26 protein-coding genes are annotated in these 24537 nt (G+C 66.0%); 9 read left to right on the top strand and 17 right to left on the bottom strand.

Annotation, left to right across the window (positions count from 1 at the left end; all coding sequences use genetic code 11):
* Nucleotides 1-38: 38 nt before the first annotated feature.
* Nucleotides 39-1646 (bottom strand): peptide chain release factor 3, encoded by a 1608-nt coding sequence (locus PVW49_RS10660; protein WP_274590543.1) that lies wholly within the window; start codon nt 1644-1646, stop codon nt 39-41.
* Nucleotides 1647-1744: 98 nt separating this feature from the next.
* On the opposite strand from PVW49_RS10660, the gene PVW49_RS10655 reads away from it, so the two are divergent.
* On the top strand, nt 1745-1996 hold the full coding sequence (locus tag PVW49_RS10655; RefSeq protein WP_074837233.1) for a Rho termination factor N-terminal domain-containing protein: 252 nt from the start codon (nt 1745-1747) through the stop codon (nt 1994-1996).
* Nucleotides 1997-2042: 46 nt separating this feature from the next.
* Here the strand turns inward: PVW49_RS10655 and PVW49_RS10650 are convergent, their stop codons facing one another.
* Nucleotides 2043-3047: a Hint domain-containing protein gene (locus PVW49_RS10650; RefSeq protein ID WP_048532278.1), complete on the bottom strand. Its 1005-nt coding sequence runs from the start codon at nt 3045-3047 to the stop codon at nt 2043-2045.
* Between the two features lie 171 nt (nt 3048-3218).
* Between PVW49_RS10650 and PVW49_RS10645 the strand changes: the two genes are divergently transcribed.
* The 4 genes from PVW49_RS10645 to PVW49_RS10630 all read left to right on the top strand — a co-directional run bounded on the left by PVW49_RS10645 (nt 3219) and on the right by PVW49_RS10630 (nt 8512).
* Nucleotides 3219-3998, top strand: coding sequence for an SDR family oxidoreductase (locus PVW49_RS10645; protein WP_074837234.1), 780 nt, complete (start codon nt 3219-3221; stop codon nt 3996-3998).
* Entirely contained in the window at nt 3995-5116 is a 1122-nt protein-coding gene (locus PVW49_RS10640; RefSeq protein WP_074837235.1) for a hypothetical protein, read from the top strand. Before PVW49_RS10645 ends, PVW49_RS10640 begins: the two co-directional genes overlap by 4 nt.
* Nucleotides 5117-5191: 75 nt before the next feature.
* A complete protein-coding gene (locus PVW49_RS10635; RefSeq protein WP_048532275.1) occupies nt 5192-6295 on the top strand; it encodes an ABC transporter ATP-binding protein in 1104 nt (367 codons plus the stop codon).
* Nucleotides 6296-6436: 141 nt separating this feature from the next.
* On the top strand, nt 6437-8512 hold the full coding sequence (locus tag PVW49_RS10630; protein ID WP_274590518.1) for a DEAD/DEAH box helicase: 2076 nt from the start codon (nt 6437-6439) through the stop codon (nt 8510-8512).
* Here the strand turns inward: PVW49_RS10630 and PVW49_RS10625 are convergent.
* Nucleotides 8509-9171, bottom strand: a complete 663-nt coding sequence (locus tag PVW49_RS10625; RefSeq protein ID WP_274590517.1) for a helix-turn-helix transcriptional regulator — start codon at nt 9169-9171, stop codon at nt 8509-8511. The genes PVW49_RS10630 and PVW49_RS10625 overlap by 4 nt on opposite strands.
* A gap of 202 nt (nt 9172-9373) precedes the next feature.
* Between PVW49_RS10625 and PVW49_RS10620 the strand changes: the two genes are divergently transcribed.
* From PVW49_RS10620 to PVW49_RS10605, 4 genes are read left to right on the top strand one after another with little or no spacing between them, the layout of a single operon-like run.
* Nucleotides 9374-9598, top strand: coding sequence for a twin-arginine translocase TatA/TatE family subunit (locus PVW49_RS10620; RefSeq protein ID WP_048532272.1), 225 nt, complete (start codon nt 9374-9376; stop codon nt 9596-9598).
* Nucleotides 9599-9604: 6 nt separating this feature from the next.
* Nucleotides 9605-10114: a Sec-independent protein translocase protein TatB gene (gene tatB, locus PVW49_RS10615; RefSeq protein ID WP_048532271.1), complete on the top strand. Its 510-nt coding sequence runs from the start codon at nt 9605-9607 to the stop codon at nt 10112-10114.
* Nucleotides 10114-11034, top strand: coding sequence for a twin-arginine translocase subunit TatC (tatC, locus tag PVW49_RS10610; RefSeq protein WP_274590516.1), 921 nt, complete (start codon nt 10114-10116; stop codon nt 11032-11034). The genes tatB and tatC overlap by 1 nt, the downstream gene beginning before the upstream one ends.
* A complete protein-coding gene (locus PVW49_RS10605; protein WP_074837237.1) occupies nt 11034-11873 on the top strand; it encodes an ATP-binding protein in 840 nt (279 codons plus the stop codon). The genes tatC and PVW49_RS10605 overlap by 1 nt, the downstream gene beginning before the upstream one ends.
* 425 nt (nt 11874-12298) lie before the next feature.
* On the opposite strand, the gene PVW49_RS10600 is transcribed toward PVW49_RS10605, so the two are convergent.
* From PVW49_RS10600 to alr, 14 genes are all read right to left on the bottom strand, one after another.
* Complete coding sequence (locus PVW49_RS10600) at nt 12299-13474, bottom strand: peptidoglycan DD-metalloendopeptidase family protein (protein ID WP_274590515.1); 1176 nt, start codon at nt 13472-13474, stop codon at nt 12299-12301.
* Nucleotides 13475-13537: 63 nt separating this feature from the next.
* Nucleotides 13538-14182: a protein-L-isoaspartate(D-aspartate) O-methyltransferase gene (locus PVW49_RS10595; protein ID WP_048532267.1), complete on the bottom strand. Its 645-nt coding sequence runs from the start codon at nt 14180-14182 to the stop codon at nt 13538-13540.
* A complete protein-coding gene (gene surE, locus PVW49_RS10590; RefSeq protein WP_074837238.1) occupies nt 14179-14964 on the bottom strand; it encodes a 5'/3'-nucleotidase SurE in 786 nt (261 codons plus the stop codon). Before surE ends, PVW49_RS10595 begins: the two co-directional genes overlap by 4 nt.
* 117 nt (nt 14965-15081) lie before the next feature.
* Nucleotides 15082-15729 carry an SDR family NAD(P)-dependent oxidoreductase gene (locus PVW49_RS10585; RefSeq protein ID WP_274590514.1) on the bottom strand — a complete coding sequence of 216 codons (648 nt, stop codon included), beginning with the start codon at nt 15727-15729 and terminating at the stop codon, nt 15082-15084.
* Nucleotides 15730-15832: 103 nt separating this feature from the next.
* Nucleotides 15833-16096: a hypothetical protein gene (locus PVW49_RS10580; protein WP_048532265.1), complete on the bottom strand. Its 264-nt coding sequence runs from the start codon at nt 16094-16096 to the stop codon at nt 15833-15835.
* A gap of 211 nt (nt 16097-16307) precedes the next feature.
* Nucleotides 16308-17765, bottom strand: coding sequence for an amidophosphoribosyltransferase (gene purF / locus PVW49_RS10575; RefSeq protein WP_048533861.1), 1458 nt, complete (start codon nt 17763-17765; stop codon nt 16308-16310).
* Nucleotides 17766-18003: 238 nt separating this feature from the next.
* Nucleotides 18004-18567 (bottom strand): CvpA family protein, encoded by a 564-nt coding sequence (locus PVW49_RS10570; RefSeq protein WP_274590513.1) that lies wholly within the window; start codon nt 18565-18567, stop codon nt 18004-18006.
* 32 nt (nt 18568-18599) lie between these two features.
* On the bottom strand, nt 18600-19967 hold the full coding sequence (radA, locus tag PVW49_RS10565; RefSeq protein WP_074837239.1) for a DNA repair protein RadA: 1368 nt from the start codon (nt 19965-19967) through the stop codon (nt 18600-18602).
* Between the two features lie 46 nt (nt 19968-20013).
* Nucleotides 20014-20742 (bottom strand): DNA repair protein, encoded by a 729-nt coding sequence (locus tag PVW49_RS10560; protein WP_274590512.1) that lies wholly within the window; start codon nt 20740-20742, stop codon nt 20014-20016.
* A gap of 166 nt (nt 20743-20908) precedes the next feature.
* On the bottom strand, nt 20909-21343 hold the full coding sequence (locus PVW49_RS10555; protein WP_048533857.1) for a paraquat-inducible protein A: 435 nt from the start codon (nt 21341-21343) through the stop codon (nt 20909-20911).
* Between the two features lie 69 nt (nt 21344-21412).
* Nucleotides 21413-21805: a hypothetical protein gene (locus PVW49_RS10550; RefSeq protein WP_074837241.1), complete on the bottom strand. Its 393-nt coding sequence runs from the start codon at nt 21803-21805 to the stop codon at nt 21413-21415.
* A complete protein-coding gene (locus tag PVW49_RS10545) occupies nt 21802-22548 on the bottom strand; it encodes an ABC transporter ATP-binding protein (protein WP_074837242.1) in 747 nt (248 codons plus the stop codon). Before PVW49_RS10545 ends, PVW49_RS10550 begins: the two co-directional genes overlap by 4 nt.
* Nucleotides 22545-23330, bottom strand: a complete 786-nt coding sequence (locus PVW49_RS10540) for an MlaE family ABC transporter permease (protein WP_139211390.1) — start codon at nt 23328-23330, stop codon at nt 22545-22547. Before PVW49_RS10540 ends, PVW49_RS10545 begins: the two co-directional genes overlap by 4 nt.
* A complete protein-coding gene (gene alr, locus PVW49_RS10535; RefSeq protein ID WP_274590511.1) occupies nt 23327-24364 on the bottom strand; it encodes an alanine racemase in 1038 nt (345 codons plus the stop codon). The genes PVW49_RS10540 and alr overlap by 4 nt, the downstream gene beginning before the upstream one ends.
* Nucleotides 24365-24537 lie beyond the last annotated feature (173 nt).

Genomic DNA, 24537 nt, shown 5'->3' with positions numbered 1-24537 from the left:
GCGACCCGGGGCCTCCTGGCCGACACCCGGGCCCGGGCTCAGACCATCATTTCCTTGGTCGACGTGAGCTTGACGTCGGGATAGTCGCGCTCGATCCGGTCGATATCCCATTGCAGCCGGGTCAGATAGACAATGTCGCCGTCGTTGTCATGGGCGATGTGCTGCTTGTTGGCATTGATGAACTTGTCCACCGCCACCTTGTCGCCCTGGACCCAGCGGGCCGAGGTGAATTGCGAAGGCTCGAAACGCACCGGCAACCCGTATTCCAGCTCGATCCGGCTGGCCAGAACCTCGAATTGCAGCGCGCCCACGACGCCGACGATGAAGCCTGAGCCGAAGGAGGGTTTGAACACCTTGGCCGCGCCTTCCTCGGCAAACTGCATCAGCGCCTTTTCCAGGTGTTTGGCCTTCATCGGATCGCCGGCGCGGCAGGTCTGCAACAGTTCCGGCGCGAAGGAGGGAATGCCCGAGACGCGCAAGGCCTCGCCCTCGGTCAGCGTGTCGCCGATGCGCAGCTGGCCGTGGTTGGGGATGCCGATGATGTCGCCGGCCCAGGCCTCTTCGGCCAGTTCGCGGTCCGAGGCGAGAAACAGCACCGGGTTCGACACCGCCATCGGTTTCTTGGTGCGCACATGGGTCAGCTTCATGCCGCGCTTGAAATGGCCGCTGGCCATGCGCAGAAAGGCCACCCGGTCGCGGTGCTTGGGGTCCATGTTCGCCTGAACCTTGAAGACGAAGCCGGAAACCTTTGTTTCCTCGGGCGAAATTTCTCTCGGCTGGGCGCGTTGCGGCTGCGGTTCCGGCCCGTAGTGGCCAATGCCTTCCATCAGCTCCTTGACGCCAAAGGAGTTGATGGCAGAGCCGAACCAGATCGGTGTCATATGGCCTTCGAGCACCGCCTGCGGGTCGAGTTTGGGCAGCAGTTCGCGCGCCATCTCGACCTCTTCGAGAAACGGCTCGAGCAGCTCCGCCGGCACGTGTTTGGCCAGCAGCGGATCGTCCAGGCCCTTGATCTCGATCGATTCCGCCACCTTGTTGCGGTCGGCGCGGTCCATCAGTTCCAGCCGGTCGTTGATCAGGTCGTAGCAGCCGATGAAATCGCGGCCAACGCCGATCGGCCAGGAGGCCGGTGTCACGTCGATCGCCAGGTTTTCCTGGATCTCGTCGATGATCTCGAAGGTCTCGCGGCTCTCGCGGTCCATCTTGTTGCAGAAGGTCAGGATCGGCAGGTCGCGCAGCCGGCAGACCTCGAATAGCTTCTGGGTCTGGCTCTCGACCCCTTTGGCGCCATCGATCACCATCACCGCCGCATCCACCGCCGTGAGCGTGCGATAGGTGTCCTCGGAGAAATCCGAGTGCCCGGGGGTGTCGACGAGATTGAAGCGGAAGTCCTTGTAATCGAACGACATTGCCGAGGCCGAGACGGAGATGCCCCGGTCCTTTTCCATCTGCATGAAGTCCGAGCGCGTGCGCCGCGCCTCGCCTTTGGCGCGCACCTGTCCGGCCATCTGGATCGCACCTCCGTAAAGCAGGAATTTTTCCGTCAGCGTGGTCTTGCCGGCGTCGGGGTGCGAAATGATGGCAAAGGTGCGCCGCCGGGCTATTTCCCGGGGCAGGTCAGGGCGGTTTGGCGTCACGTCAAGCATGGCGCGCGTATAGAGCCTGGCCGGTCCCGGCGCAATATGGCGCAACCGGCCCGGTCCCTGGCCTCGCGGCAACTTGTACCAGTGAAAGGAGCGTGATCATGCCCAACCCGAGCATCAAGGATGAAGAGACCTATCAAAGTCTGCGCGACGACGGCCATTCCAAGGAAAAGGCAGCGCGGATCGCCAATGCCCAGGCCAACGACAAGCAGGACCCCTCGAAGAAAGGCGGCCAGCAGCCGCCCTACGAGGACTGGACAAAGGCAGAGCTCTATGACCGCGCGCAGGAGCTCGAGATCGACGGCCGCAGCGACATGACCAAGGATGAACTGATCGAAGCGCTGCGCAAGTGAGCGGCGTGCGCCCCGGATCAAGTCCGGGCCGCGATGGTTTCTGCGGCTATCGCGTCGAGGCGCGGCGCAGAAGTTCGGCGGCGTCGGGCCGGCAGGCCAGGTTTTCGCTCAGCTCGAACTCGCTGCGCAGCCGGCTGTCGTGGGCGGGCAGAGCAGAGCGCAGCTTGTCGTCCAGTGCCTGCGGCAGCGCGGCGCGGGTGCGGGTGTCGACCAGCAGCGTCTCGGCGGCGATGCCCTCGGCATAGATGATCTGGTGATCGTCGAACAAAAGCTGGAAATACTCGACAAATCCGCCTTCGATCCGGCGCACGCTGTCGCCATTGATCAGATGGCGCGCCTTGACCAGAACCTCGGAGCGGCCGGCGCCCATGTGATCGTGGCGCTGGTAGACAAACAGCCGGTGATCGGGGCTGACCAGCAGATCGCCGGCATTGTTGAGCGTGCCCGCCCGGATCAGGATCGGGGCCCCTTCGCCGGTGGCGCGCGTGGTGGACTGGCCGACCCAGCGCAGCGGCTGCGCGCCGTCATCGCGGGTCAGAACCATGTCGCCCTCGGCCAGCTCCTCGACCGGCTTCTGGGCGCCGCTGGCCATGGTGATCATCGTGCCATGGGTGAAGGACACGCAGGCGACTTCGGCAAAGCGCCGCTCGGGCGTGGTGAAATCGAGGCCGATGATGCGGTAATCGGTCTTGGCGCGGAGCTGGCCCAGCGGCAAGCCATAGGTCGCGGCAACCAGCCCCTCGGCATCCACCTCGACCAGCACGATCAGATCGAGCGTGTCGCCATCGTTGCACATGAAGGTGATGCAGCAATCGACAAAGACATTGCACCCGGCCCGGCCCAGTCGGCTGCCTTCGGCCAGTTGCAGGCTGCGGGGCCCGCTCTGGCGAAGCCGCAGATCGGATCGCAGGGCCCCTTCGCGCAGGTGATAGACATCGTCATGCTGAAGATCCTCGGCACATCCCAGATCGTCGCCCAGATTGGCGCCGTCGACGACCGTCAGGTCGCCGGCCTGATACACCGATAGCGTCTGGGTCGTGCCGCGTGCCATGCCACTCTCCGATTGCCCGTTTCGGGCGGAAAAATCCAGTTCTGGGGCTTACTCTGGCCGCCGATTGTGGCACCACTGGGAAAAGTGGCGGGCGATTTCCCGGCACGGGCCCCTGATCGAGGATACTAGGGCAACCCGGGACAGAAGCGAAGCAGAACAAGGAGATATATCATGGATCTGGGCATTGCCGGCAAACGTGCAGTGGTTTGCGCCGCCTCAAAGGGCCTTGGGCGCGGTTGCGCCATGGCGCTGGCCGAGGCGGGCGCGCATCTGGTGATCAACGCACGGGGCGCGGAGGCGCTGGAGGACACCGCCGAGGCGATCCGCGCGGCGCATGGCGTCGATGTCACCGCGGTGGCCGCCGACATCACCACCGAAGAGGGCCGGGCCAAGGTGCTCGACGCGGCGGGCGACACCGACATCCTGGTCAACAATGCCGGCGGCCCGCCGCCGGGCATGTGGCAGGACTGGGACCGCGAGGATTTCATCAAGGCGCTCGACGGCAACATGCTGGCGCCGATCGCGATGATCCAGGCGCTGGTGCCGGGCATGATGGATCGCGGCTGGGGCCGCGTCGTCAACATCACCTCGCAATCGGTCAAGGCGCCGATCCCGGTGCTGGGGCTGTCGAATTCGGCCCGGGCCGGGCTGACCGGTTTTGTCGCCGGCACCTCGCGGCAGGTGGCGGGCAGCGGCGTGACGATCAACAACCTGCTGCCGGGCATCCACGCCACCGACCGCGCCAAGGCGCTGGACGAGGGCGTTTCCAAGCAACAGGGCATCTCGACCGACGAGGCCAAGGCGCAGCGCTGCAAGACCATTCCGGCAGGCCGCTACGGCACCGCCGAGGAATTCGGCGCCGCCTGCGCCTTCCTCTGCTCGACCCATGCCGGCTTTATCGTTGGCCAGAACCTGCTGCTCGACGGTGGCGGGGTCAACGCCACGCTATGAGCGAGGCCTTCTCGCTCCGCGATCATCTGTTCAACGCGGCGACCCTCGGCCAATTGGCCGAGGAGTTCGCCGTCGGGGTTCCGGGCTTTGACGCGGAGCGGTTTCTGGCGACGGTGCTGCCGCAACTGCCCGAGCTGGGGCTGCTGCATCGGCTCGAGGCCTTGGCTGACGGGATCGAGGCGCAGCTCGCCGGCGATTTTCCCACCATGGCCGATCAGCTCACCGCCGCCATGCCGCCACCGCTCGACCCGGCGTTGCGCGATGACGATTTCGGCCGCTTCATCCACGCGGTTCCCGGCATCCTGGCAGTGCGCCACGGGCTCGAGGATCACCGCGACCGCGCGCTTGATCTGCTTTACGCGGCGACGCAGCGGTTCTCGATGGAGTTCTACATCCGCCCCTTTCTCAACCGCTGGCCGGAAGAGACCATGGCGCAGCTCGCGCTCTGGGCGGAGGACGACAATTATCATGTGCGCCGCCTGGTCAGCGAAGGCACGCGCGCCCGGCTGCCCTGGGCGCGGGCGATCACGCTCGATCCGCTGGCGCCGCTGCCGCTGCTGGACAGGCTGCACGCTGATCCCGCGCGCTATGTCACCCGCTCGGTGGCCAACCACATGAACGACATCGCCAAACTCGCGCCCGAGGTGGTGATCGCGCGGCTTGCCGCCTGGCGGGCCGAGGCCCGGCAAACCCCGAAAGAGCTGACCTGGATCACCCGCCATGCCCTGCGCACGCTGATCAAGCAGGGCCATCCCGGCGCGCTGGAGCTGCTGGGCTACCGCGCCGATGCGCCGGTCACGGCGCAGTTGTCGCTGGCGGCCCAGCGGATTGCCCGGGGCGATCCGCTGGAGTTCGACGTCTCGCTGACCGCGCCCGAGGACGTGCCGGTGCTGGTCGATTACGTGATCTCGTTTCGCAAGGCCGATGGCCGGCTCGCGCCCAAGGTGTTCAAGCTGAAACAGGCCGCGCTTTCCGCCGGCGCGCCGCTGACCCTGCGCAAGCGGCACCGGCTGAAATGGGATGCCACCACCTTCCGGCTCTTTCCCGGGGGGCAGCGGCTCGGGCTTCAGGTCAATGGCCGTCTGGTGGCCGAGGCCGAATTCACCTTGCTGGACTGACCTTGCAGGGCGGGGCCGGGGTTGTTATCTCACGCCGAAGCCGATTGTTTTGATCGGGAAACGCGAGAGGCCCCCTTGCCGCCCGAGACCAAGCAGACCCTCCCTCCGCCGCGCCTGGAAATCCGCAACCTCGTCCGCAATTTCGAGGGGCGCCGGGTGGTCGACGATGTTTCGCTCTCGATCCAGCCGGGGCAGGTGACCTGCCTGCTCGGGCCGTCGGGCTGCGGAAAATCGACGACACTGCGGATGATCGCCGGGGTCGACATGCAGGACGCGGGCGAGATCTATGTCGACGGCGAGCTGATCTGCGACACCCTGTTCCGGGTGCCGCCCGAACGCCGCTCGATCGGGCTGATGTTTCAGGATTTCGCGCTGTTTCCGCATCTGACGGTGGGGCGCAACGTGTCTTTCGGCCTGACCGAGCGCGGCGCGGTGGCGCGCGCACGGGCCGAAGAGATGCTGGCCAAGGTCGGTCTGGAGCGGTTCATCGACAGCTATCCGCATGAGCTTTCGGGCGGCGAACAGCAGCGCGTGGCGCTGGCCCGCGCGCTGGCCCCGCAGCCCAAGATCATGCTGATGGACGAGCCGTTTTCCGGCCTCGACAACCGGTTGCGCGACGGCATCCGCGACGAAACCCTGGCGGTGCTCAAGGAAGAGGATACTGCCGTCCTGCTGGTCACCCATGAGCCGGAAGAGGCGATGCGCATGGCCGACGAGATCGCGCTGATGCGCGACGGCAGGATCGTGCAGCAGGGCGCGCCCTACAATATCTACCGCGCGCCCAAGGACAAGGCAGCGGTGGCTTTCTTTAGCGATGTCAACGTGATCGAGAGCGAAGTTCACGGAGCTTTGGTGGATACGCCGTTCGGCGATTTCCTGGCGCCCGGCCTGCCGGACGGCGCCCAGGTCGAGATCGTCTTTCGGCCGCAGCACGTCGGCATCGACTTTGATCGCGCGGGCCAGGGCCCGCATCCCACCGCCGAACGGGGCGTGGCGGCGCGCGGCGTGGTGGAACGCGCCCGCTTCATGGGCAAGGAAAGCCTTGTCGAGTTCCGCATGGACCACGACGACACCAGCCTGCGCGCCACGGTGCCCAATGTCTTTCTGCCCAAGAAAGGCACGCCGCTCTGGCTCACGATCCGCCGCGACCGCTGTTTCGTCTTTCCCCGCGTCGGCTGACCCCCGCTGCGACAGATCGCGCCAGGGGCAATTGACCATGTACATCCGCCGCGCTTTGCGCTAGGCGGGCGGCTTCGCAACCTGTCCTTCGGGGCAGATGGGCTGGCACCATGCCGCCCGCCACTCAGAACGGTTTTCCACATGATCCAGACCCTGTCCGATGCGCTTGCCGAGCGTGGCTATGACACGTTGACCCCGGTGCAGACGGCAGTCACCGACCCGGAGCTGGCCAGTTCCGACCTTCTCGTTTCGGCCCAGACCGGCTCGGGCAAGACGGTGGGCTTCGGCCTCGCCATCGGTCCGACGCTGCTGGACGAGACGGGCCGCTTTGGTCCCGCCGCGGCGCCGTTGGCGCTGATCATCGCGCCGACCCGCGAATTGGCCTTTCAGGTCAGCCGCGAGCTGACCTGGCTGTATGAAAAGGCCGGTGTGCGGATGGCAACCTGTGTCGGCGGCATGGACATGCGCGACGAACGCCGCACGCTGGAGCGCGGCGCGCATATCGTCGTCGGCACCCCGGGCCGGCTGCGCGACCACATCCAGCGCGGCTCGCTCGAGATGGGCGACCTGCGCGCGGTGGTTCTGGACGAGGCCGACGAGATGCTCGACCTCGGCTTCCGCGAGGATCTCGAATTCATGCTGGGCGAGGCGCCGGAAGAGCGCCGCACGTTGCTGTTCTCGGCCACGGTGCCGCCGATGATCGTCAAGCTGGCGCAGAATTACCAGCGCGACGCCGTGCGCGTCACCACCCTGGCGGAAAAGGGCCAGCACGCCGATATCGCCTATCAGGCGCTGCGGGTGGCGCCGCAGGATGCGGAAAACGCCATCATCAACGTGCTGCGCTATCACGACGCCCAGAACGCCATCGTCTTTGCCAATACCCGCGCCACGGTGAACCGGCTGACCGCGCGCTTTGCCAACCGCGGCTTTTCCGTGGTCTGCCTGTCGGGCGAGCTGAGCCAGAGCGAGCGCACCCATGCGCTCCAGGCGATGCGGGACGGGCGGGCCCGGGTCTGCGTCGCCACCGACGTGGCGGCGCGCGGCATCGACCTGCCCAATCTCGAACTGGTGGTGCATGCCGAGCTGCCGTCGAACTACGAAAACCTGCTGCACCGCTCGGGCCGCACCGGCCGCGCCGGGCGCAAGGGCGTCTCGGCGCTGATCGTGCCGCCGAAGGTGACGAAGAAGGCCGAGCGTCTGCTCAAGATGGCCAAGGTCACCGCCGAATGGACCGAGGCCCCTGGCGCCGACGAGATCCTGCGCCGCGACGAAGAGCGGCTTCTGGCCGATCCGACCTGGGCCGAGGAGATCAAGCCCGACGAGGCCGATTTCGCCGGCCGCCTGCTGGAACTGCACAGTCCCGAGGTGATCGCCGCCGCCTATCTGCGGCTGGCGCGGTCGCGCTATTCCGCGCCCGAAGACCTTTCCGATCCCAACACCCGCCCCGAGCGCAAGGAGCGCAAGCCCTTCGGTCCCAGCACCTGGGTCGCGCTCTCGGTGGGCCGCGATGACCGGGCCGAGGCGCGCTGGATTCTGCCGCTGCTCTGCCGCGCCGGCGGGCTCGACAAGGACGCGATCGGCGCCATCCGGGTGCAGCAGAACGAGACCTTCGTCGAACTGACCGAAGCCGTGGCACCCGGCTTCCTGACCAATCTCGGCGCGGGCAACGTGCTCGACGAGAATATCACCGTGCGTCCGGCCGAGGCGCCGCCGCAAGGTCCGCGCCCGCCACGCGATGACCGCGGGCCGGGCAAACCGCGCCCGAAACGCGATTTCGACGGGCCGCGCCCAAAGCGCGACTTCGATGCGCCGCGCGCGACGCGGGACGAGGCACCGAAGCCGCGCCCGGCGCCGAAACCCTACAAACCCGCCGATCCCGAAACCCATGCCCCGGCGAAGAAACGCGGCAAATCGGCGGATGCGCCGCGCCGTGACGACAAGCCGCGCGATTTCGACAAGGCGCCGAAACACCGTGGCGACAAGTCGGGAAAACCGTTCAAGCCGGGTGGCAAACCCGGCGGCAAACCGGCCGGAAAACCGGCCGGCAAACCGGCGCCGGGCAAGGCCTTGGCGGGCCGTGTTCCCGGCGGCAAAGGGCCGGGTAAGCCGGCCAAGCCGCGCGCCAATGCCTCGGACACCTCCAAGCGCTTCACCCCGCCGGGTAAATCCGCAGGCCCTCGCAAGGGCGGCAACCAGCCGCCGCGTCGCAAGCCCTAACGGCCCGGACGCGCTTGATAATCCTGTAGCCTCTTGCCTGGCTCCTCGACAAAGAGGCCGGGCAGGGGCGCCAGCGCCTCGATCTGGTCAATGCGGAAACTGGTGAAATCACCTGCGCTTTCGCTCCATCCGACGCAGGCCCAGATCCTCCCCCAATAGCGCAGCTCCAGCGGCCGCAGGTCGTGCCGCGTGCCGTCGCTCAGCGTGATCCGCAGCTTCTGCCGGGCGCGGATCGCCGCGCGAAAGGCCGGCATGTGGCGAAAGCCGCGCGCCGCCGCCTCGAAGGGGTAGGCGGCAAAGGCAAATTGCGTCGGTGCGGCGTGATCCTCGGGCAGCAGCGCGTCGATCTTGGCCATCAGCGCGCGGGCGGCCTCTTCCATCCCGTCCCCGCCGGAGCGCGCGACAACCGCCAGCCCCAGATGAAGCGCCTCGAGCTCGGCATCGGTGAGGTTGATCGGAGGCAGGGTGATCGCCGCCTGCGCCGAATAGCCCAGGCCCCGCTCGCCGATCACCGGCACGCCGCTTTCGATCAGCGTGTCCATGTCGCGGTAGATCGTGCGCACCGAGACCCCGAGTTCGCGCGCCAGATCCTCGGCGCGGTGCAGCGAGCCATCCTTCAGACGCTCCATCAGCCGGTACAGCCGGTCGGCCCGTTTCATCGCGTGATTCGCCCCCAGTTTTTGCCCATTACTGACAATAATCTGTCACTTGACAATCCTATGTCAAAATGCGCCCGAAATTGCCACGCCCCGCGCCCCGGAATAGGGTGTTTTGCCACTTTCAGGGCGGGGGCGAAGGCTTTATGCAAGGCAGCGAGAGGCCGCGCGGCTGGCGCGGGCGCGAGATGTGGAGACAGAACCCATGCTGAACAATATCGGCCTTCCCGGCCTTCTTCTGATTGCCGTCGTGGTGCTGGTGCTTTTCGGGCGCGGCAAGATTTCGTCGCTGATGGGCGAGGTGGGCAAAGGCATCACCGCGTTCAAGAAAGGCGTGAAGGACGGCAGCGAAGAGAGTGACGAACTCGATGACAAGACCGGCGACAGCGCCAAGGACGTCACCCCGAACGACGAAAAAGACAAGGTTTAACCGCAGATGTTCGACCTTGGCTGGACCGAGCTTCTGGTCATCGGGGTGGTGGCGCTGATCGTCGTCGGCCCTAAGGACCTGCCCGTGCTGTTCCGCCGCGCGGGAGAGTTCGTGGGCCGCGCCCGCGGCATGGCGCGCGAATTCAGCCGCGCCATGAACGAGGCCGCCGACGAAGCCGGGGTGAGCGACATCAAGAAGACCATCCACACCGCGACCAACCCGATGAAATCGGCGATGGACGGGGTCAAGGATGCGGCGCGGCAGGTGGCCGATCCGCTGGGCGATCTGGAAAACGGCAAGAAGACCGGCGGCTCCAAGGGCGACAATACGTCCAGCGCGCCCAAGCCCGACGACGCCGAAAGCGCCAAGCGCGACGCACAGGCCAGAAAGATCCAGGCCGCCACCGCCCGGGCCGCGGCGGAACGCAAGCGGCGCGAGGCGGATGAGGCAATCAAGGCCGCCGAGGCAGCGGAAGCGGCGGCCGACCAGCCGGCCAAGGACACGAAAGACCTTTGATGAGCCATAGCGACGAGATCGAAGACAGCTCGGCCCCGCTGATCGAGCATCTGGCGGAACTGCGCACGCGGCTGATCCGCTGCGTGGTCTATTTCCTGATCGGCATGGTGATCTGTTTCACCGTGGCCACGCCGATCTTCAACTTCCTGACCGATCCGCTCTGCCAGGTTCTGGCCGAGCGCGGGCAGGATTGCGACCTGATCTTCATTTCGCCGCAGGAAGGTTTCTTCGTGGCGATCAAGGTCTCGTTCCTAGGGGGCTTCATCCTGGGGTTTCCCTTTATTGCCAACCAGTTGTGGCGCTTTGTTGCGCCGGGGCTCTACAAGTCGGAAAAAGGCGCCTTCCTGCCGTTCCTGATCGCCTCGCCCTTCATGTTCTTCCTCGGCGCCGCCTTTGCCTTCTACGTGGTGACGCCGCTGGCCTATGACTTCTTCCTCGGCTTTCAGCAGTTCGGCGCCGAAGGCGAGGCGGTGGTCGGCGAAGAGATCGAGCAGGGGCTGTCGGTGGTCTTCCAGGGCTCGGCGCAGGAGTACCTGAACCTGACGATCAAGTTCATCGTCGCTTTCGGCCTCTGCTTTCAACTCCCGGTCCTGCTGACGCTGATGGGCAAGGCCGGGCTGGTCAATGCCGAGGGTCTGGGCGCGGTGCGTAAATATGCGGTTGTCGGCATCCTGGTGCTGGCGGCGCTGGTGACACCGCCCGATGTGATCACCCAGGTGATCCTTTTCGTGGTGGTGTACGGGCTCTACGAAGTGTCGATCTTCCTGGTGCGCCGGGTCGACCGCAAGCGCGAGGCCGATCTGCGCGCACAGGGCCTGTGGTTCGAGGATGAAGAAGAGAACGAAGACCTTGCCGATGATCCGCTGATGTCGGAATTCGACGAGGACGAAGATGATCTTGGGAAACCGGACAAGAGTTAATGAGTAAAGCTTTGAAACGTATCGCCGCCGCGCTGGAGCGGATGGCGCCCGCACCTCTGGACGCGCCTGATTTCACCGCCGCCGAGGCCTTTCTCTGGCATGTGGAGCCGGATCGGCTGCAACCGGTGCCAGAGGTCAGCCGGGTGGACATCGCGCTTTTGATCGGTGTCGACCGGGCGCGGGACACCCTGCTGGCTAATACCTTGCAGTTCGCGCGCGGCCTGCCGGCCAACAATGCGCTGCTCTGGGGCGCGCGGGGCATGGGGAAATCCTCGCTGGTCAAGGCGGTGCACGCCGAGGTTCTGCGCCAGGGCGAGGGGCTCAAGATCGTCGAGCTGCAACGCGAGGACCTGCCGTCGGTGGGGCGGTTGCTGGGGCTCCTGCGCGGCCGCAAGGAGCGCTTTGTGCTGTTCTGCGACGACCTGTCGTTCAGCCATGACGACCAGCACTACAAGTCGCTCAAGGCGGTGCTGGACGGCGGCATCGAGGGCCGGCCCGACAATGTGGTGTTCTACGCCACCTCGAACCGCCGCCACCTGATGCCGCGCGACATGATCGAGAACGAACGGTCGTCGGCGATCAGCCCGTCGGAGGCGACCGAGGAAAAGGTTTCGCTGTCGGACCGCTTTGGTCTCTGGCTGGGGTTCCATCCCTGTACCCAGGACGAATACCTGACGATGATCGGCGGCTATTGCGCGGCCTATGGTCTGGAGATGGACAGCGCGGAGCTGCGCGCCGAGGCGGTCGAATGGCAGGCGACCCGCGGCGGTCGGTCCGGCCGGGTGGCCTGGCAGTTCTTTACCGACCTCGCAGGCCGCAGGGGTGTGGCGCTGAGCTGAGGCTGGCGGCTCGCCTGGGCCGGATCCGATTGGGCGGCACCACCGCGCGGCAAAGTCCTATTCGACACGCTCGCATCCTGCCGGGCCCGGAACAAGGGCGCAGCCCGCCGGGTCAGCGGCGGCCCGCCCCATCGGGCTGCCGCTTTGGCCGCTCCAAGTGCATTGATCAGGTGTTCTACGGGCTGGGCTGCCATAAAGCGTGGCCATTGCCAGCGTCGCAGCGGCATCCCGCGGGTCGCCGCTGGCCCGGCTCCGATGCCGGGTCTCGACGCAGCAACAGCGGCCGGTGCGTGACACGCTCTGTGCTCGCATGACGAGTGCTTTACAGATCTTGTGGCCATAGCGGCCCACCGCCGCGAGCCGACCACAATCAGCCCGCCCCGGGCTTGACCCGGGGCCTCCCGCCTCAAGAAGCGGACCTCGGATCAGCGGACGTAGGGCAGGGGGTCGACGCTTTCGAAACCTTCGCGCACTTCGAAGTGCAGATAGGCCGGATCGCCCGCCGCCACCTTGCCCAGGGTCTGGCCGCGGCTGACGCTGTCGCCCTTCTTGACGGTGATCCCATCGACATTGGCATAGACGGTCAGCACGTTGTCGGCATGTTTCACCACCACGATCGGCACCTGGTCGGCGCTGGCGGTGATTGCGGCCACGGTGCCGGCTTCGGCGGCCTTGACCGGGGTTCCGGCGCTGGCGGCGATGTCGATGCCGTCGTTGCGGCCCTTGGCGTATTCGCGGATCACCGAGCCGCTGACCGGCATCCGCATCCGTGTCGCCTTGGCCGGGGTCTTGGTCTGCTCCTTGCCGAGATCGGGCGAAGGCGGCGTCGGCACCGGCGTTGCGGCGGCGACCGGCGTCGCGGCGGGCAGCGGCTTGGCGGCGCTCGGCGGGGTCGGCGTGGGCGAGCCCTGGCCGGGTTCGGAGGTCTCCAGCGGTTCGGGCTCGGCGACGGCGGCCGTTTCGCGCACGGTGGGGATCAGCAGGAATTGCCCCTCGCGCACGGTAAATTCCTGGTCGAGACCGTTCCACTCGGCCAGAGAGCGCACCGAGACATTGTAGAGCCGCGAAATGGTAAAGGCGGTCTCGCCGCGCGCGACCTGGTGGCGCACCGGCTCGGTGCCGGTCTGGACCGGCGGAAGTTCGCTTGTCTGCACCGGCGTGGCGGCGGCATTGTCGATGGCGGCACCGGCAATCGCAGTGAGGTCGCGCGCCTCGGAGGCGGGGCGGATCGGGCCTGCGGCGGGTTCATCGACCTTGTAGGGCAGGGCGATGACCTCTCCGGCGCGCAGGCTGTCGTCGGGCCGCATGCCGTTGAACCGCGCCAGATCGGCCACGTTCATGCCGATGCGTCCGGCCAGTCCGCCCAGGGTATCGCCGCGCCGGGCCACCGCAACCTGATAATTGGGATAGGAAATAATCCCGCGATCGTCGGGACTTGGCCTGTTCGCTGTGGCATTGCGCGCCGCTTCGGACGTGTCATACCGACTGTCGCCGATCTTGCCGCGCAGATCAAAATCGTTGGGCAGGCTCTCACAGCCCGCCAGAACGGCCAGCGCCGAGCCAGCCATGATCACCGGAAAGCGGGGCGGAAAACTCCACATCTCGATATCCCTCAAACTTCGTCCGGTTGGCCCGGATTTGACGTTAACATTTCTATACACCGTTCACGTGTCACGCCCAAGCCCTTCGACCAGCGGCACAAAGCGCACGGCGCGCAATTCGTCGTATTCAAAGCCCTCCGGCCCGCGTTTTACGCGGATCAGGCGCTGTACGGCGTCCGATTGGCCCACCGGCAGCACCATGACACCACCCACCCGCAGCTGCGCCAGAAGCGGCCCGGGCGGGTCTTCGGCGGCGGCGGTGACGAGGATGCGGTCAAACGGGGCCTGATCGGGCAGGCCAAAGGAGCCGTCGGCGGTGAAGGCGGTGATATTGGCCAGGTCGAGCTTGTCGAACACCGCCCGCGCCCCCTGCACCAGCCGCTTGTGGCGGTCGACGGTGTAGATGCGTCGCGCCAGCTGGCTCAGGATCGCCGCCTGATAGCCGGAGCCGGTGCCGACCTCGAGCACGGTGTCGCGCGGCTGCACGTCGAGCGCCTGGGTCATCAGCCCCACCACCGAGGGCTGGCTGATGGTCTGGCCGCAGGCGATCGGCAGGGGCATGTCCTCATAGGCGCGTTCGGAAAAGAAGCCCTGGATGAAATCGGCGCGGTCGATCTTTTCCATCGCCATCAGCACCCGCCGGTCGGTCACGCCCTTGGAGCGGACGGCATAGAGGAACTGCATCTTGCGTTCGGCTTCGGGGCTCATTCCAGTACGCCCCGCAACGCCTCGAGCGCATCCGGCGCGGTCAGATCGGCGCGCATCGGGGTGACCGAGATATAGCCGTCGAGATTGACGCCGGCGTCGCTGTTGGCTGCCACCGGGGCGCGCTGGTCGCCGCCGCGGATCCAGAAGAACCGCCGGCCCGAGGGCGAGAGCTGCGGTTCGACGCTAAAGGCGGTGTTCTCGCGCAGGCCCTGCGGCGTGGCGCGGGTGCCCTTGACGCTCTTGGCCGAGACCGGCGGAAAGTTGATATTGTAGAACAGCTGATAGGCCGAGGGATTGGCCAGGCGCGCCTTGAGCACCCGGCGGACGACATCGGCGCCATGCTGGCGCGCGGCTTCGAAAGGATCGTCGAGGTCTCGGTTCTCGGGGCCATAGTATTGCGACAGCGCCATCGCCGGAAGCCCCTGAAGCGCGGCCTCAAGCGCGCCGCCCAGAGTGCCGGAATAAAGCGCGTTTTCGGCCGAATTGTTGCCGCGGTTCACGCCCGAGAGCACAAGGTCGGGCCTGTTGTCCTTCATCACGTCGTGCAGGCCGACCATGACGCAATCTGCCGGGCTGCCCTCGGCGGCATAGCGGCGCCTGCCCATTTCCGAGACCATGAAGGGATGGGTGTAAGAGATGCAATGCGCCACACCCGATTGCTCGAAGGCCGGGGCCACAGTCCAGACCTCGCCGTCGGGGCCTGCGATCTCGGTGGCGATCTGATGCAGAACCTTTAGGCCCGATGCGTTGATGCCGTCGTCATTGGTGATGAGAATGCGCATGAATACCCCAGGGAACAACTCGCTTCTGCTTAGTGGAGCAGGGGCCCCGGGGCAAGCCGGGGCAGGGCCGATCCGTCCCCGGACCGGTGCCGATTTACCATGCTGGCGGGGCTGGTCTCAGCCCAGCCCCAGCGCCGCCAGGACCCGGGCCGCCTCGTCCCGCGGGCGGGCCAGTTCGCCGGCATCCTGACCGGGAAAGAACCGTGCCCGGGTGCCGCTTGGCATCTGCGCCGGCTCCAGCACATGCACCTTGGGGCCCATGAGCTCGGTTTCTGACTGCCAGCTGCGCGCCAGCGCGATCTGCGCCGCCTTGGTGGCGCCGTAGGAGGCAAAGAATTTCTGCCCGGCGCGCGGATCGTCGAAGAACACGGCCTGCCCCTCGGTGCCCAGCAGGGGCGCGATAAAGGGGATCAACCGGCCCAGCGCGGTGACATTGACCTCGATGCTTTTCTGCCAGTCCTTCATGTCGAGGTGATCGGCCGGCGTCAGCGGCGCGGCATGCACCGCGGTGTGGCACCAGAGGTCGAGTTTACCCCAGCGGTCATGGATGCCCCGACAGAGCTGCGCCATGGCGGCCTCGGTGGTGATGTCCATCGGCGCCAGGGTGGCGCTATGGCCCCTGGCCTGGATCCGGTCGTCAAGCTCTTCGAGCGCGCCGGTGGTGCGGGCCACGGCGATGATGTGATGCGTCGGCGCCAGCGCTTCGGCCAGCGCGGCGCCAAGCCCGCGGGAGGCGCCGGTGATCAGGGCGGTTTTCTCGGTCATGCGCCCGGGTTTGGTGCGGTTCGGCGCGAAGGTCAAGCGGGCGTCGCCGGAAAATGGCGGCCCCGCTCGGGGCGCCGCCATGTCCCGGACGGATCGCGGCCGGTCAGGAGCCGGGAATGGTCAGCTTGATGCCACGCCCGTCTTGCGAGATGTAGACCTCGCCATCGCGGATCGCGGTGACTTCGCCGCCATTGATATGTTCTCCGACGCTGACCGTGGAGACGCCGCCAAAGCCGTTGCGCAGGATGGCCTTGGTGCCGGATTGCGATGTCAGCGTGCCGAGCAGAACGGTTTCGGTCATCGGCAGTTCGGCTTTCTGCGTCGCCGCTGCCCGGGTTTCTGGTGTGATTTTGACAGTCTGTGCCATGTGGCTTTCCCCATACGTAAAAGCACCGCAAACCTATCGAGCAGGTGGTCGCACTGCGATGCTGCGAAAGGCATCTATGCAGTTCGGTGGGATAGGGAAAGTGACCGAAAGATCATCGGCAGAATGACGCCCCGATGCGCGACCGGGGCGGCAGATTACGGCTTGTTGCGGCACTCGGTCGCGTTTCGCGTCCGGCGGGATTGCCCCGAAGTTATTCCGCCGCCTTCATTTCAAAGCCTTTTTCGATCATATCCGCCGGCGTGACCGGATATTCGCCCGAGAAACAGGCGTCGCAATACTGCGGACAGGCCTTGTTGCGGCCCTCGGCCTCACCCACGGCGCGGTAAAGGCCGTCGAGCGAGATGAACTTGAGCGAATCGACCGCCAGGTGATCGCGCATCTCGTCTTCGCTCATGGTCGCGGCCAGCAGCTTTTCGCGCTGCGGTGTGTCGACCCCGTAGAAGCAGGGCCAGGCGGTGGGCGGCGAGGCGATGCGGAAGTGCACCTCCTTGGCGCCGGCGTCGAGGATCATTTCCTTGATCTTGCGGCTGGTGGTGCCGCGCACGACCGAGTCGTCGACCAGGATCACCCGCTTGCCTTCGATCAGCGCGCGGTTGACGTTGAGCTTGAGCCGCACGCCCATGTTGCGGATCTGCTCGGTCGGCTCGATGAAGGTGCGGCCCATGTACTGGTTGCGGATGATGCCCATGCCGTAGGGAATGCCGCTCTCATGCGCGAAACCGATCGCCGCCGGGGTGCCGCTGTCGGGCACCGGGCAGACGAGATCGGCCTCGACCGGGGCTTCGCGGGCCAGTTCGACGCCGATCTGGCGACGGGTCTCATAGACCGAGCGGCCGCCGAGGATGGAATCGGGACGCGAGAAATAGACATGTTCGAAGATGCAGAAGCGCGAACCGGCGGGGGCGAAAGGCCGGTGCGAGTGCACCTTGCCACCCTCGATCACCACCATTTCGCCGGGTTCGACCTCGCGCACCAGTTCGGCGCCGATGATGTCGAGCGCGCAGGTCTCGGAGCTGAGCGCATAGCCCTCGTCGCCGATCTTGCCCAGCACCAGCGGGCGCACGCCCAGCGGATCACGCACGCCGATCAGCTTGGTGCGGGTCATTGCCACGACGGAAAAGGCGCCTTCGACCCGGCGCAGCGCGTCCTGCATCCGTTCCGGCACCCGGCGTTGCAGCGAGCGGGCCATCAGATGGATGATGCATTCGCTGTCCGACGAAGACTGAAAGATCGAGCCGCGCTCGATCAGCTCGCGCCGGAGCGCATCGGCATTGGTGATATTGCCGTTGTGGGCGATCGCGGCGCCGCCCATCGAGAACTCGCCAAAGAACGGCTGCACATCGCGGATCGCGGTCTGGCCTTTCGATCCGGCGGTGGAATAGCGCACATGACCGATGGCGAGATCGCCGGGCAGCGTTTCCATCAGCGATTGCTTGGTGAAGTTGTCGCGCACATAGCCGAAGCGACGGGCCGAGTTGAAGCCGTGATCGGGGTGATACGAGACGATCCCCCCGGCTTCCTGGCCACGATGCTGAAGCGCGTGCAGGCCGAGCGCCACGAAATTGGCGGCGTCGGTTACTCCGACAACGCCGAAAACGCCGCATTCTTCTTTGAGTTTGTCGTCATCGAAAGGGTGGGCGGGGGGCATCTGGGCGTCGGCCAAGGGGTGGCTCCGAATCCGTTGTGGCTTACGGGGGTTACTTAAGCCCTCATTGCGCACATGTCACGGAACTATGACGGACTTGTGCAAAACTGGCGTGCGAGCACCTTACGTTGCGGCACCTTTCACCGTCCTTAGCGCCCAAGAGAGAGCCACAGGCCGCCCGATCAGGACCAGCTGCGGGAACAGCCGCCGCCCTGGATCGCGCGGGCGAGGATGGGCGGGCTTACTCGGCCGGGGCGTCGCAGACGCCGACAAGCTCTTCGTATTGCGTGGTGACCCAGCCCAGCGCCTGCTCGGGATTGCGCTCTTCGATGGCGTCGGTCATCCGGCCGAAGACCTGCGCCGAGCGCGAATCGTCGATCATCGCGATGTCCTGGCTGGTGATCACCGTCTCGTAGACAAAAAAGGCGATCGCTACCAACAGAATGCCGCGTGCCACGCCAAAGAGAAAACCGAGTCCCTGATCCAGTCCGCCAAGCGCCGAGCGCTGGACGATCGAGGAAAACATCGGCGTGAAGAGTGAGACAACCACCAGCGCTCCGGCAAAGACCACGGCAAAGGCGGTGATGATGCTCAGCTCGCAGCTGTCGCGGATGAAATCGCCGAGCACGGGAATTTCCTTGACCAGCGGATCGACCTGCGGGGCAAAGATGAAGGCGAGGATCGCGGCGGCGACCCAGCCGGCAATCGCCATGGTTTCGCGCACAAGGCCGCGCGAATAGGCCAGCAGCGCGGATAGCACGATGACAACGGCCACAATGCCGTCAACCAGTGTAAAACCTTCCATGTCCTGCCCTTCACTGCCCTTGGCGGTGCCGCTTACCCGGCACCAAACGTTTCGCCCACGAATGCGGTCAGATCGGCCATGCGGTTGAGCGAGAGGCCGCCGTTGCCCGACATCTTGCCGCCCTCGGGCACGATCGCGGATGTAAAACCAAGTTTGGCCGCTTCTTTCAACCTGTTTTCGCTCTGACCCACCGGGCGCAGGGCACCAGATAGGCTGATTTCGCCGAAAACCACCGTTTCCGGCGGCAATGCCGCATCTTCGCGCGCGGAAAGCAATGCCGCCGCGACGGCCAGATCCGCCGCCGGTTCGCTGACCTTCATGCCGCCGGCGACATTGAGGTAGACGTCGAGCCCGGCAAAGGGGATGCCGCAACGCGCCTCGAGCACCGCGAGAATCATCGCCAGCCGCGAGCCGTCCCACCCGACGACCGAGCGCCGCGCCTGGGCATGCGGCGTTGGCGCGACCAGCGCCTGCATCTCGACCAGCACCGGCCGCGTGCCCTCGATGCCGGAGAACACCACCGAGCCGGGGGCCGGGGTGCCGCGTTCGCTGAGAAACAGCGCCGAGGGGTTGAGTACCTCCTGCAAGCCGCTGCCGGTCATCTCGAAGACGCCGATCTCATCCGCCGGGCCGAACCGGTTCTTGACCGCGCGCAGGATGCGGAACTGATGCCCGCGCTCGCCTTCGAAATAGAGCACGGTGTCGACCATGTGCTCGACCACCCGGGGGCCGGCGATCTGGCCGTCCTTGGTCACATGGCCGACCAGGATCACCGACATGCCCTTGCGCTTGGCGAAGGAGGTCAGCTCATGCGCCGCCGCCCGCACCTGAGACACCGAGCCCGGGGCAGAGCCCACGTTGTCGGCCCACATGGTCTGGATCGAATCGATGATCGCGAGTTGCGGCCGCTCCTGATCGAGCGTGGTCAGGATATCGCGCAGGTTGGTCTCGGCGCCGAGCCGCACCTCGGCCTGGGTCAGCCCCAGCCGCTGCGCCCGCATCCGCACCTGTGCGCTGGCCTCTTCGCCCGAGATATAGACGGTTTTCAGCCCGGCGCCGGCAAAGCGCGCGGCGGCCTGCAACAGCAGGGTCGATTTGCCGATGCCGGGATCGCCGCCGACGAGGATGGCGCTGGCCGGAACCAGCCCGCCGCCCAGCACCCGGTCCAGCTCGTCCATGCCGGAATGGGTGCGGGGCGGGGGTGTCTCTTCGGTCGAGAGGTCCGACAGCGCCACGGCGCGGCCACGGGCGTCGCCCAGGGATTTTCCCGCCGGGCCGGCGGATATGCCGCTGTCCTCGGAAATCGAGTTCCATTCGCCGCAGGCTTCGCAGCGCCCCGACCATTTGGTGGTGACATTGCCGCAGGCGGTGCAGGAAAAGGTTGCTTTCGTCTTGGCCATAAGGCGTCATGCCCGAGGACAGACGCCTTGCCAAGTCGATCCTGAGCTATTCGGCGGCCTGGCGCCCGGCGAGTTCGATCATCCGGCCATTCGCCATCCGGCTGGCCTGCCGCAGGTCGGCGCCTTCGGGCAGGTCGAGTTCCGGCATCACGTCGGACAGAAGCTCCGACAGCCGCTGGATCTCGGAGCGGGCGATATCTTCCTCGATCTCGACCCGCATCGCCCAGTTGTGGATGTCGTTGGCGATCACCTTGGCCTCGTCGAGCCGCTCTTCGATCATCTTCACCTCTTGCTGGCGCTGCGCGAGGAAGGCGCGGGCCCGATCGACCTTTTCGTCGGAATAGACCTCGGCCAATTCGTGGCTGATCGCGCCCATCTGGGCCGCCACCTCGAGAAGATCGGTCTCGAGCACGTTCAGATCGGGGTGGTTGCGAAGAAAGATCATGCGTTCGCGAACCGCGTCGAATTCCGACTTGAGCTCGAAGACGCCGGCGCGGTCGGCCTTGTGAACGGCGTCATAGGCGCGGGCGACATCCTGCATGTTGATGGAAAAACGGCGATGGCTGTTCTCCAGACGCAAGATGCGCTGATTGGATGGCAGATAGACGACCAGGCCAAGCACCATGGCTGTCAAGGCAATCTGGACAATCCAGCCTAGATCGACCGGCGGATTGCTGCCGAACTGGATGGGCAGGGTCAGCCAGGAGGCTTGTCCCATGGCACTCGCGATTGTAAACCCGAGCAGGCCGATGCCGGCCACGGCATAAAAGGCCATGAAAATCATTTGGAAAACTACGGCGGCCAGCCGCAGGGCAGTGTGAAAATTGCGCATATGATCCCCCTAGGATCTGAAAATGGGCGGCCCAGAGGAGTATGCAGGCCTGCGACTTTTCGACCTAGAAGTATTTGATTGTCGGTCAACCTTTGCCGATCTGCTGTGATCAATATTTCGATTCGTTACGCTTTGTGAGAATTGAGCAGCCAATCGACGTCAGAATGCACAGGGTAAAGAGATACAGTCCCCAGAGCGTCTCGATTCGCCCGACGCCGATTCCCTTGATCACCGTGATGTAGAGCGCGATCAGAAAGACATCCGCCATCGCCAGCTTGCCCAGCAGGGTCAGCGCCGGCAAGAGCCGCGGGTCGGCCAGCCCGAAATGCACCAGCGCCAGGCCAATGGTCTTGAGGTAGGGGGCGAAAAGCGCAAAGAGCGTAACCACCAGCGCCAGCACCACGTCGCTCGACCACAGCGCCTGAAGCCCGGTGATGACGCTGATCCGTTCCAGCCCGAAAAGCGGCAGCAGCCCGGCCTGCATCAGAGGCGCGAACCAGGCCACCGGAAAGAGCACCAGCAAGGACAGGTTGATCCAGCGCATCTTGTCATGTCTCCGCACGGCCGCGCACCTGCGCCGCAGGCCGGATTTCATTCTCCGCAGGCGCCGCATTCAATAAAACCGCGTATATCCCCAAAGCCCCAGCAGCACCGCCAGCAGCACGACATGCGCCCAGTCGACCCATTTCCATGCCCGCCCGGCGACAAAGCCGGAGGCCAGCAGCGGCACAGAGGCGATCAGCGGCAGCATCATGCCCCCCGCCGGCTTGGTCATCAGCGTCGCCAGCCGGGGCAGCGGCCCGGTGTAGAGATTGAGCAGCGGCGGGCCGAAATGCGCCGCCATGCCCATCAGCGCCAGCGCCAGGCTGGCCAGCCCGAGCCAGCGGCTCGGGCCGCGCGCGGCGCCGGTGCGACACGCAGCCAAGATCGCCAGCAGCGGCAGATAGAGAAAGGTCTGAAGGCTCAGCAGCGCCATCACTGCCGGGCTCGGTTGCAGAAAGGTCATCGCACCGCCTCGATCGGGCCGTCGGCGCGGCCACGGATGAATTGAGCCAGATAGGGATCGTCGGCGCCGTCCATCTCGGAAATCGGGCCTTCCCACTGGATCACCCCGTCATGCAGCATCGCCACCCGGTCGGCGATAGTGCGCACCGAGGTCATGTCATGGGTGATGGTCATGGTCGTTGCGCCCATTTCGGTGACGATCTCGCGGATCAGCTCGTTGATGACGCCGGCCATGATCGGATCGAGACCGGTGGTTGGCTCGTCGAAAAAGATGATCTCGGGATCGGCGGCGATGGCGCGGGCGAGGCCGACGCGTTTCTGCATGCCGCCGGAGAGTTCAGAGGGGAAAAGATCGGCCACTGCGGCGCGCAGCCCGACCCGGCGCAGCTTGTCGATGGCGATCTCGCGCGCCTCTTCTTTCGGCCGCTTGAGCGCGCCGCGCAGCAGGCGAAAGGCGACGTTCTGCCAGACCGGCAGGCTGTCGAACAGTGCGCCGCCCTGAAACAGCATGCCGAAGCGCGCCAGAAAGGCATCGCGGTCGCCTTCGTGCACCTCGCGTCCATCGACCTCGATCCGGCCGCTGTCGGGTTCGACCAGCCCGAGCACCGATTTGATCGTCACCGACTTGCCGGTGCCCGAGCCGCCGATGATCACCATCGACTGTCCCTTGGGCACATGCAGGCTGACGCCGCGCAGAACGTGGTTGTCACCAAAGGATTTATGCACGTGGGTGAGGGTGATCATGCCGCGAAAAACACCTCGGTCAGGATGTAGTTGGCGGCAAAGATCAGCACCGAGGCGGTGACCACGGCCGATTTCGTCGCCCGGCCGACGCCCTGGGCGCCACGGCCCGAATTCATGCCGAAGTAACAGCCGCAGAGCGCGACGATAAAGCCAAAGACCGCGCCCTTGATCAGCCCCGAGGTCACGTCCCAGAGCTCGAGAAAGTCGAAGGTGTTCTTGAGGTAGGCGGCGGCGTTGAAATCGAGCCGCGTCACCCCAACGAGGTAGCCGCCGAGAATGCCGATGCTGTCGCCCACCGCCACCAGCACCGGAACCGCCAGCGTCGCCGCCACCACGCGCGGCACGGTGAGGTATTTCATCGGATGGGTCGACAGCGTCACCAGCGCGTCGATCTGTTCGGTCACCTTCATGGTGCCGATTTCGGCGGCAATCGACGACGCCACCCGCGCCGCCACCATCAGCCCGCCCAGCACCGGGCCCAGCTCGCGCACCATGCCGATGGCGACGATCGAGGGTACGGCGAATTCGGCCTGGAATCGCGCGCCGCCGTCATAGATCTGCAAGGCCAGCGCGCCGCCGGTAAACAGCGCCGTCATCCCCACCACCGGCAGCGACAGCCAGCCGATCTGCATCAGCGCCCAGCCGAACTCGCGCCAGTACCAGGGGGGCCGGAAGACATGGGCCACCGTCGCGCCGGCAAAGATCGCCACCCGTCCGACATAGGCCAGAAGCGCCAGCATGCTGCGTCCCAGCGCCGCGACAGGGGACAGCAGACCGCTCATTCGCCGCGATAGACCCGGCTCAGCCGCGCGCCCAGCGAGGTCAGGATTTCATAGCCGATGGTGTCGGCCCATCCGGCCAGCGTATCGATCGATTGGTGCTGGCCAAGAAGCTCGAGCCTGTCGGGCAACTCCGGCGCATCGGTCACGTCGACGCCGATCAGATCCATCGAGATCCGCCCCGCGACCGGGCAGCGCGTCTCGCCCGCCATCAGGCTGGCCTTGGGTCCCATGCCTCGGAGGATGCCGTCGCCGTAGCCGGCGGAAATCGTGGCGATGCGGCTGGGACGGCTGGCGGTGAAGCTGTTGCCATAGCCCACGGTCTCGCCCGGCTCCAGCTCGCGGACCTGGATCACCGGCACCTCGAGCGTCACCACCGGGGTCGCATCGACAAAGGGCAGCCCGCCATAAAGCCCGACGCCGGGGCGGGTCAGGTCGAAGTGATAGTCCGGCCCGAGGTGAATGCCGCCCGTCGCCGCCAGCGAACGCGGCACATCGATGCCATCGGTCATCTCGCGAAAGGCCTGCAACTGTCGCGCGTTCATCGGATGTGCCGCATCATCGGCGCAGGCCAGATGGCTCATCACCAGCACCGGGTTCTGGGCCAGGGCAATATCGCGCAGCGCGGCCCATTCGGCAGGCTCCATGCCCAGCCGATTCATCCCGGTGTCGAGTTGAATGCCGAAGGGCGCGCCGGGCAGGGCCTCGACGTGGCGCAGCATCTGGTCGATGTTGTTGATCATCGGCACCAGCGACAGATCGTTGATCATGTCGGTGTCGCCCGGCATATGCCCGGAAAAGACGCAGATCTCAGGCCCCGGGCCCAGCGCCTCGCGCAGGGCGGCGCCTTCCTCGGCCAGCGCCACGAAGAACCGGCGGGCCCCGGCGCGGGCCAGCGCACGCGCCACGCGGGGCGCACCAAGGCCATAACCGTCGGCCTTGACCACTGCCGCCGTTTCGCCCTCGGAGCGGGCGTCGAGCGCGCGCCAATTGCTGCGCAGCGCGTCGAGATCGATTGTCAGTTTCGCCTGTGCCATGCGGGCTTAGTCGGGCGGCGCGTGCCCGAGGTCAAGGGGGAATTCAGAACCGCCGCGTGCATTCGCGGCTCTCCGCCAAGGGGCGGCGGCGGGCCTCGGAATGACTGCGGGCCGGACCTTGCCCTGTCCGACCCGCAAACCTGCCCTCGCTCGATTATTCCTGGAAGCCCCGG

The sequence above is a fragment of the Marinovum sp. PR37 genome, assembly GCF_028807375.1.
Taxonomy (GTDB): Bacteria; Pseudomonadota; Alphaproteobacteria; order Rhodobacterales; family Rhodobacteraceae; genus Marinovum; species Marinovum algicola.
Note: the sequence above shows the minus strand (reverse complement) of the source record. Positions and strands in the feature narration are given on the sequence as shown.

Coding starts and splice junctions, on each gene's coding strand:
- PVW49_RS10660 (WP_274590543.1), bottom strand. CDS start 1,646: ATGCTTGACGTGACGCCAAACCGCCCTGACCTGCCCCGGGAAATAGCC.
- PVW49_RS10655 (WP_074837233.1), top strand. CDS start 1,745: ATGCCCAACCCGAGCATCAAGGATGAAGAGACCTATCAAAGTCTGCGC.
- PVW49_RS10650 (WP_048532278.1), bottom strand. CDS start 3,047: ATGGCACGCGGCACGACCCAGACGCTATCGGTGTATCAGGCCGGCGAC.
- PVW49_RS10645 (WP_074837234.1), top strand. CDS start 3,219: ATGGATCTGGGCATTGCCGGCAAACGTGCAGTGGTTTGCGCCGCCTCA.
- PVW49_RS10640 (WP_074837235.1), top strand. CDS start 3,995: ATGAGCGAGGCCTTCTCGCTCCGCGATCATCTGTTCAACGCGGCGACC.
- PVW49_RS10630 (WP_274590518.1), top strand. CDS start 6,437: ATGATCCAGACCCTGTCCGATGCGCTTGCCGAGCGTGGCTATGACACG.
- PVW49_RS10625 (WP_274590517.1), bottom strand. CDS start 9,171: ATGAAACGGGCCGACCGGCTGTACCGGCTGATGGAGCGTCTGAAGGAT.
- PVW49_RS10620 (WP_048532272.1), top strand. CDS start 9,374: ATGCTGAACAATATCGGCCTTCCCGGCCTTCTTCTGATTGCCGTCGTG.
- tatB (WP_048532271.1), top strand. CDS start 9,605: ATGTTCGACCTTGGCTGGACCGAGCTTCTGGTCATCGGGGTGGTGGCG.
- tatC (WP_274590516.1), top strand. CDS start 10,114: ATGAGCCATAGCGACGAGATCGAAGACAGCTCGGCCCCGCTGATCGAG.
- PVW49_RS10605 (WP_074837237.1), top strand. CDS start 11,034: ATGAGTAAAGCTTTGAAACGTATCGCCGCCGCGCTGGAGCGGATGGCG.
- PVW49_RS10600 (WP_274590515.1), bottom strand. CDS start 13,474: ATGTGGAGTTTTCCGCCCCGCTTTCCGGTGATCATGGCTGGCTCGGCG.
- PVW49_RS10595 (WP_048532267.1), bottom strand. CDS start 14,182: ATGAGCCCCGAAGCCGAACGCAAGATGCAGTTCCTCTATGCCGTCCGC.
- surE (WP_074837238.1), bottom strand. CDS start 14,964: ATGCGCATTCTCATCACCAATGACGACGGCATCAACGCATCGGGCCTA.
- PVW49_RS10585 (WP_274590514.1), bottom strand. CDS start 15,729: ATGACCGAGAAAACCGCCCTGATCACCGGCGCCTCCCGCGGGCTTGGC.
- PVW49_RS10580 (WP_048532265.1), bottom strand. CDS start 16,096: ATGGCACAGACTGTCAAAATCACACCAGAAACCCGGGCAGCGGCGACG.
- purF (WP_048533861.1), bottom strand. CDS start 17,765: ATGCCCCCCGCCCACCCTTTCGATGACGACAAACTCAAAGAAGAATGC.
- PVW49_RS10570 (WP_274590513.1), bottom strand. CDS start 18,567: ATGGAAGGTTTTACACTGGTTGACGGCATTGTGGCCGTTGTCATCGTG.
- radA (WP_074837239.1), bottom strand. CDS start 19,967: ATGGCCAAGACGAAAGCAACCTTTTCCTGCACCGCCTGCGGCAATGTC.
- PVW49_RS10560 (WP_274590512.1), bottom strand. CDS start 20,742: ATGGCCTTTTATGCCGTGGCCGGCATCGGCCTGCTCGGGTTTACAATC.
- PVW49_RS10555 (WP_048533857.1), bottom strand. CDS start 21,343: ATGCGCTGGATCAACCTGTCCTTGCTGGTGCTCTTTCCGGTGGCCTGG.
- PVW49_RS10550 (WP_074837241.1), bottom strand. CDS start 21,805: ATGACCTTTCTGCAACCGAGCCCGGCAGTGATGGCGCTGCTGAGCCTT.
- PVW49_RS10545 (WP_074837242.1), bottom strand. CDS start 22,548: ATGATCACCCTCACCCACGTGCATAAATCCTTTGGTGACAACCACGTT.
- PVW49_RS10540 (WP_139211390.1), bottom strand. CDS start 23,330: ATGAGCGGTCTGCTGTCCCCTGTCGCGGCGCTGGGACGCAGCATGCTG.
- alr (WP_274590511.1), bottom strand. CDS start 24,364: ATGGCACAGGCGAAACTGACAATCGATCTCGACGCGCTGCGCAGCAAT.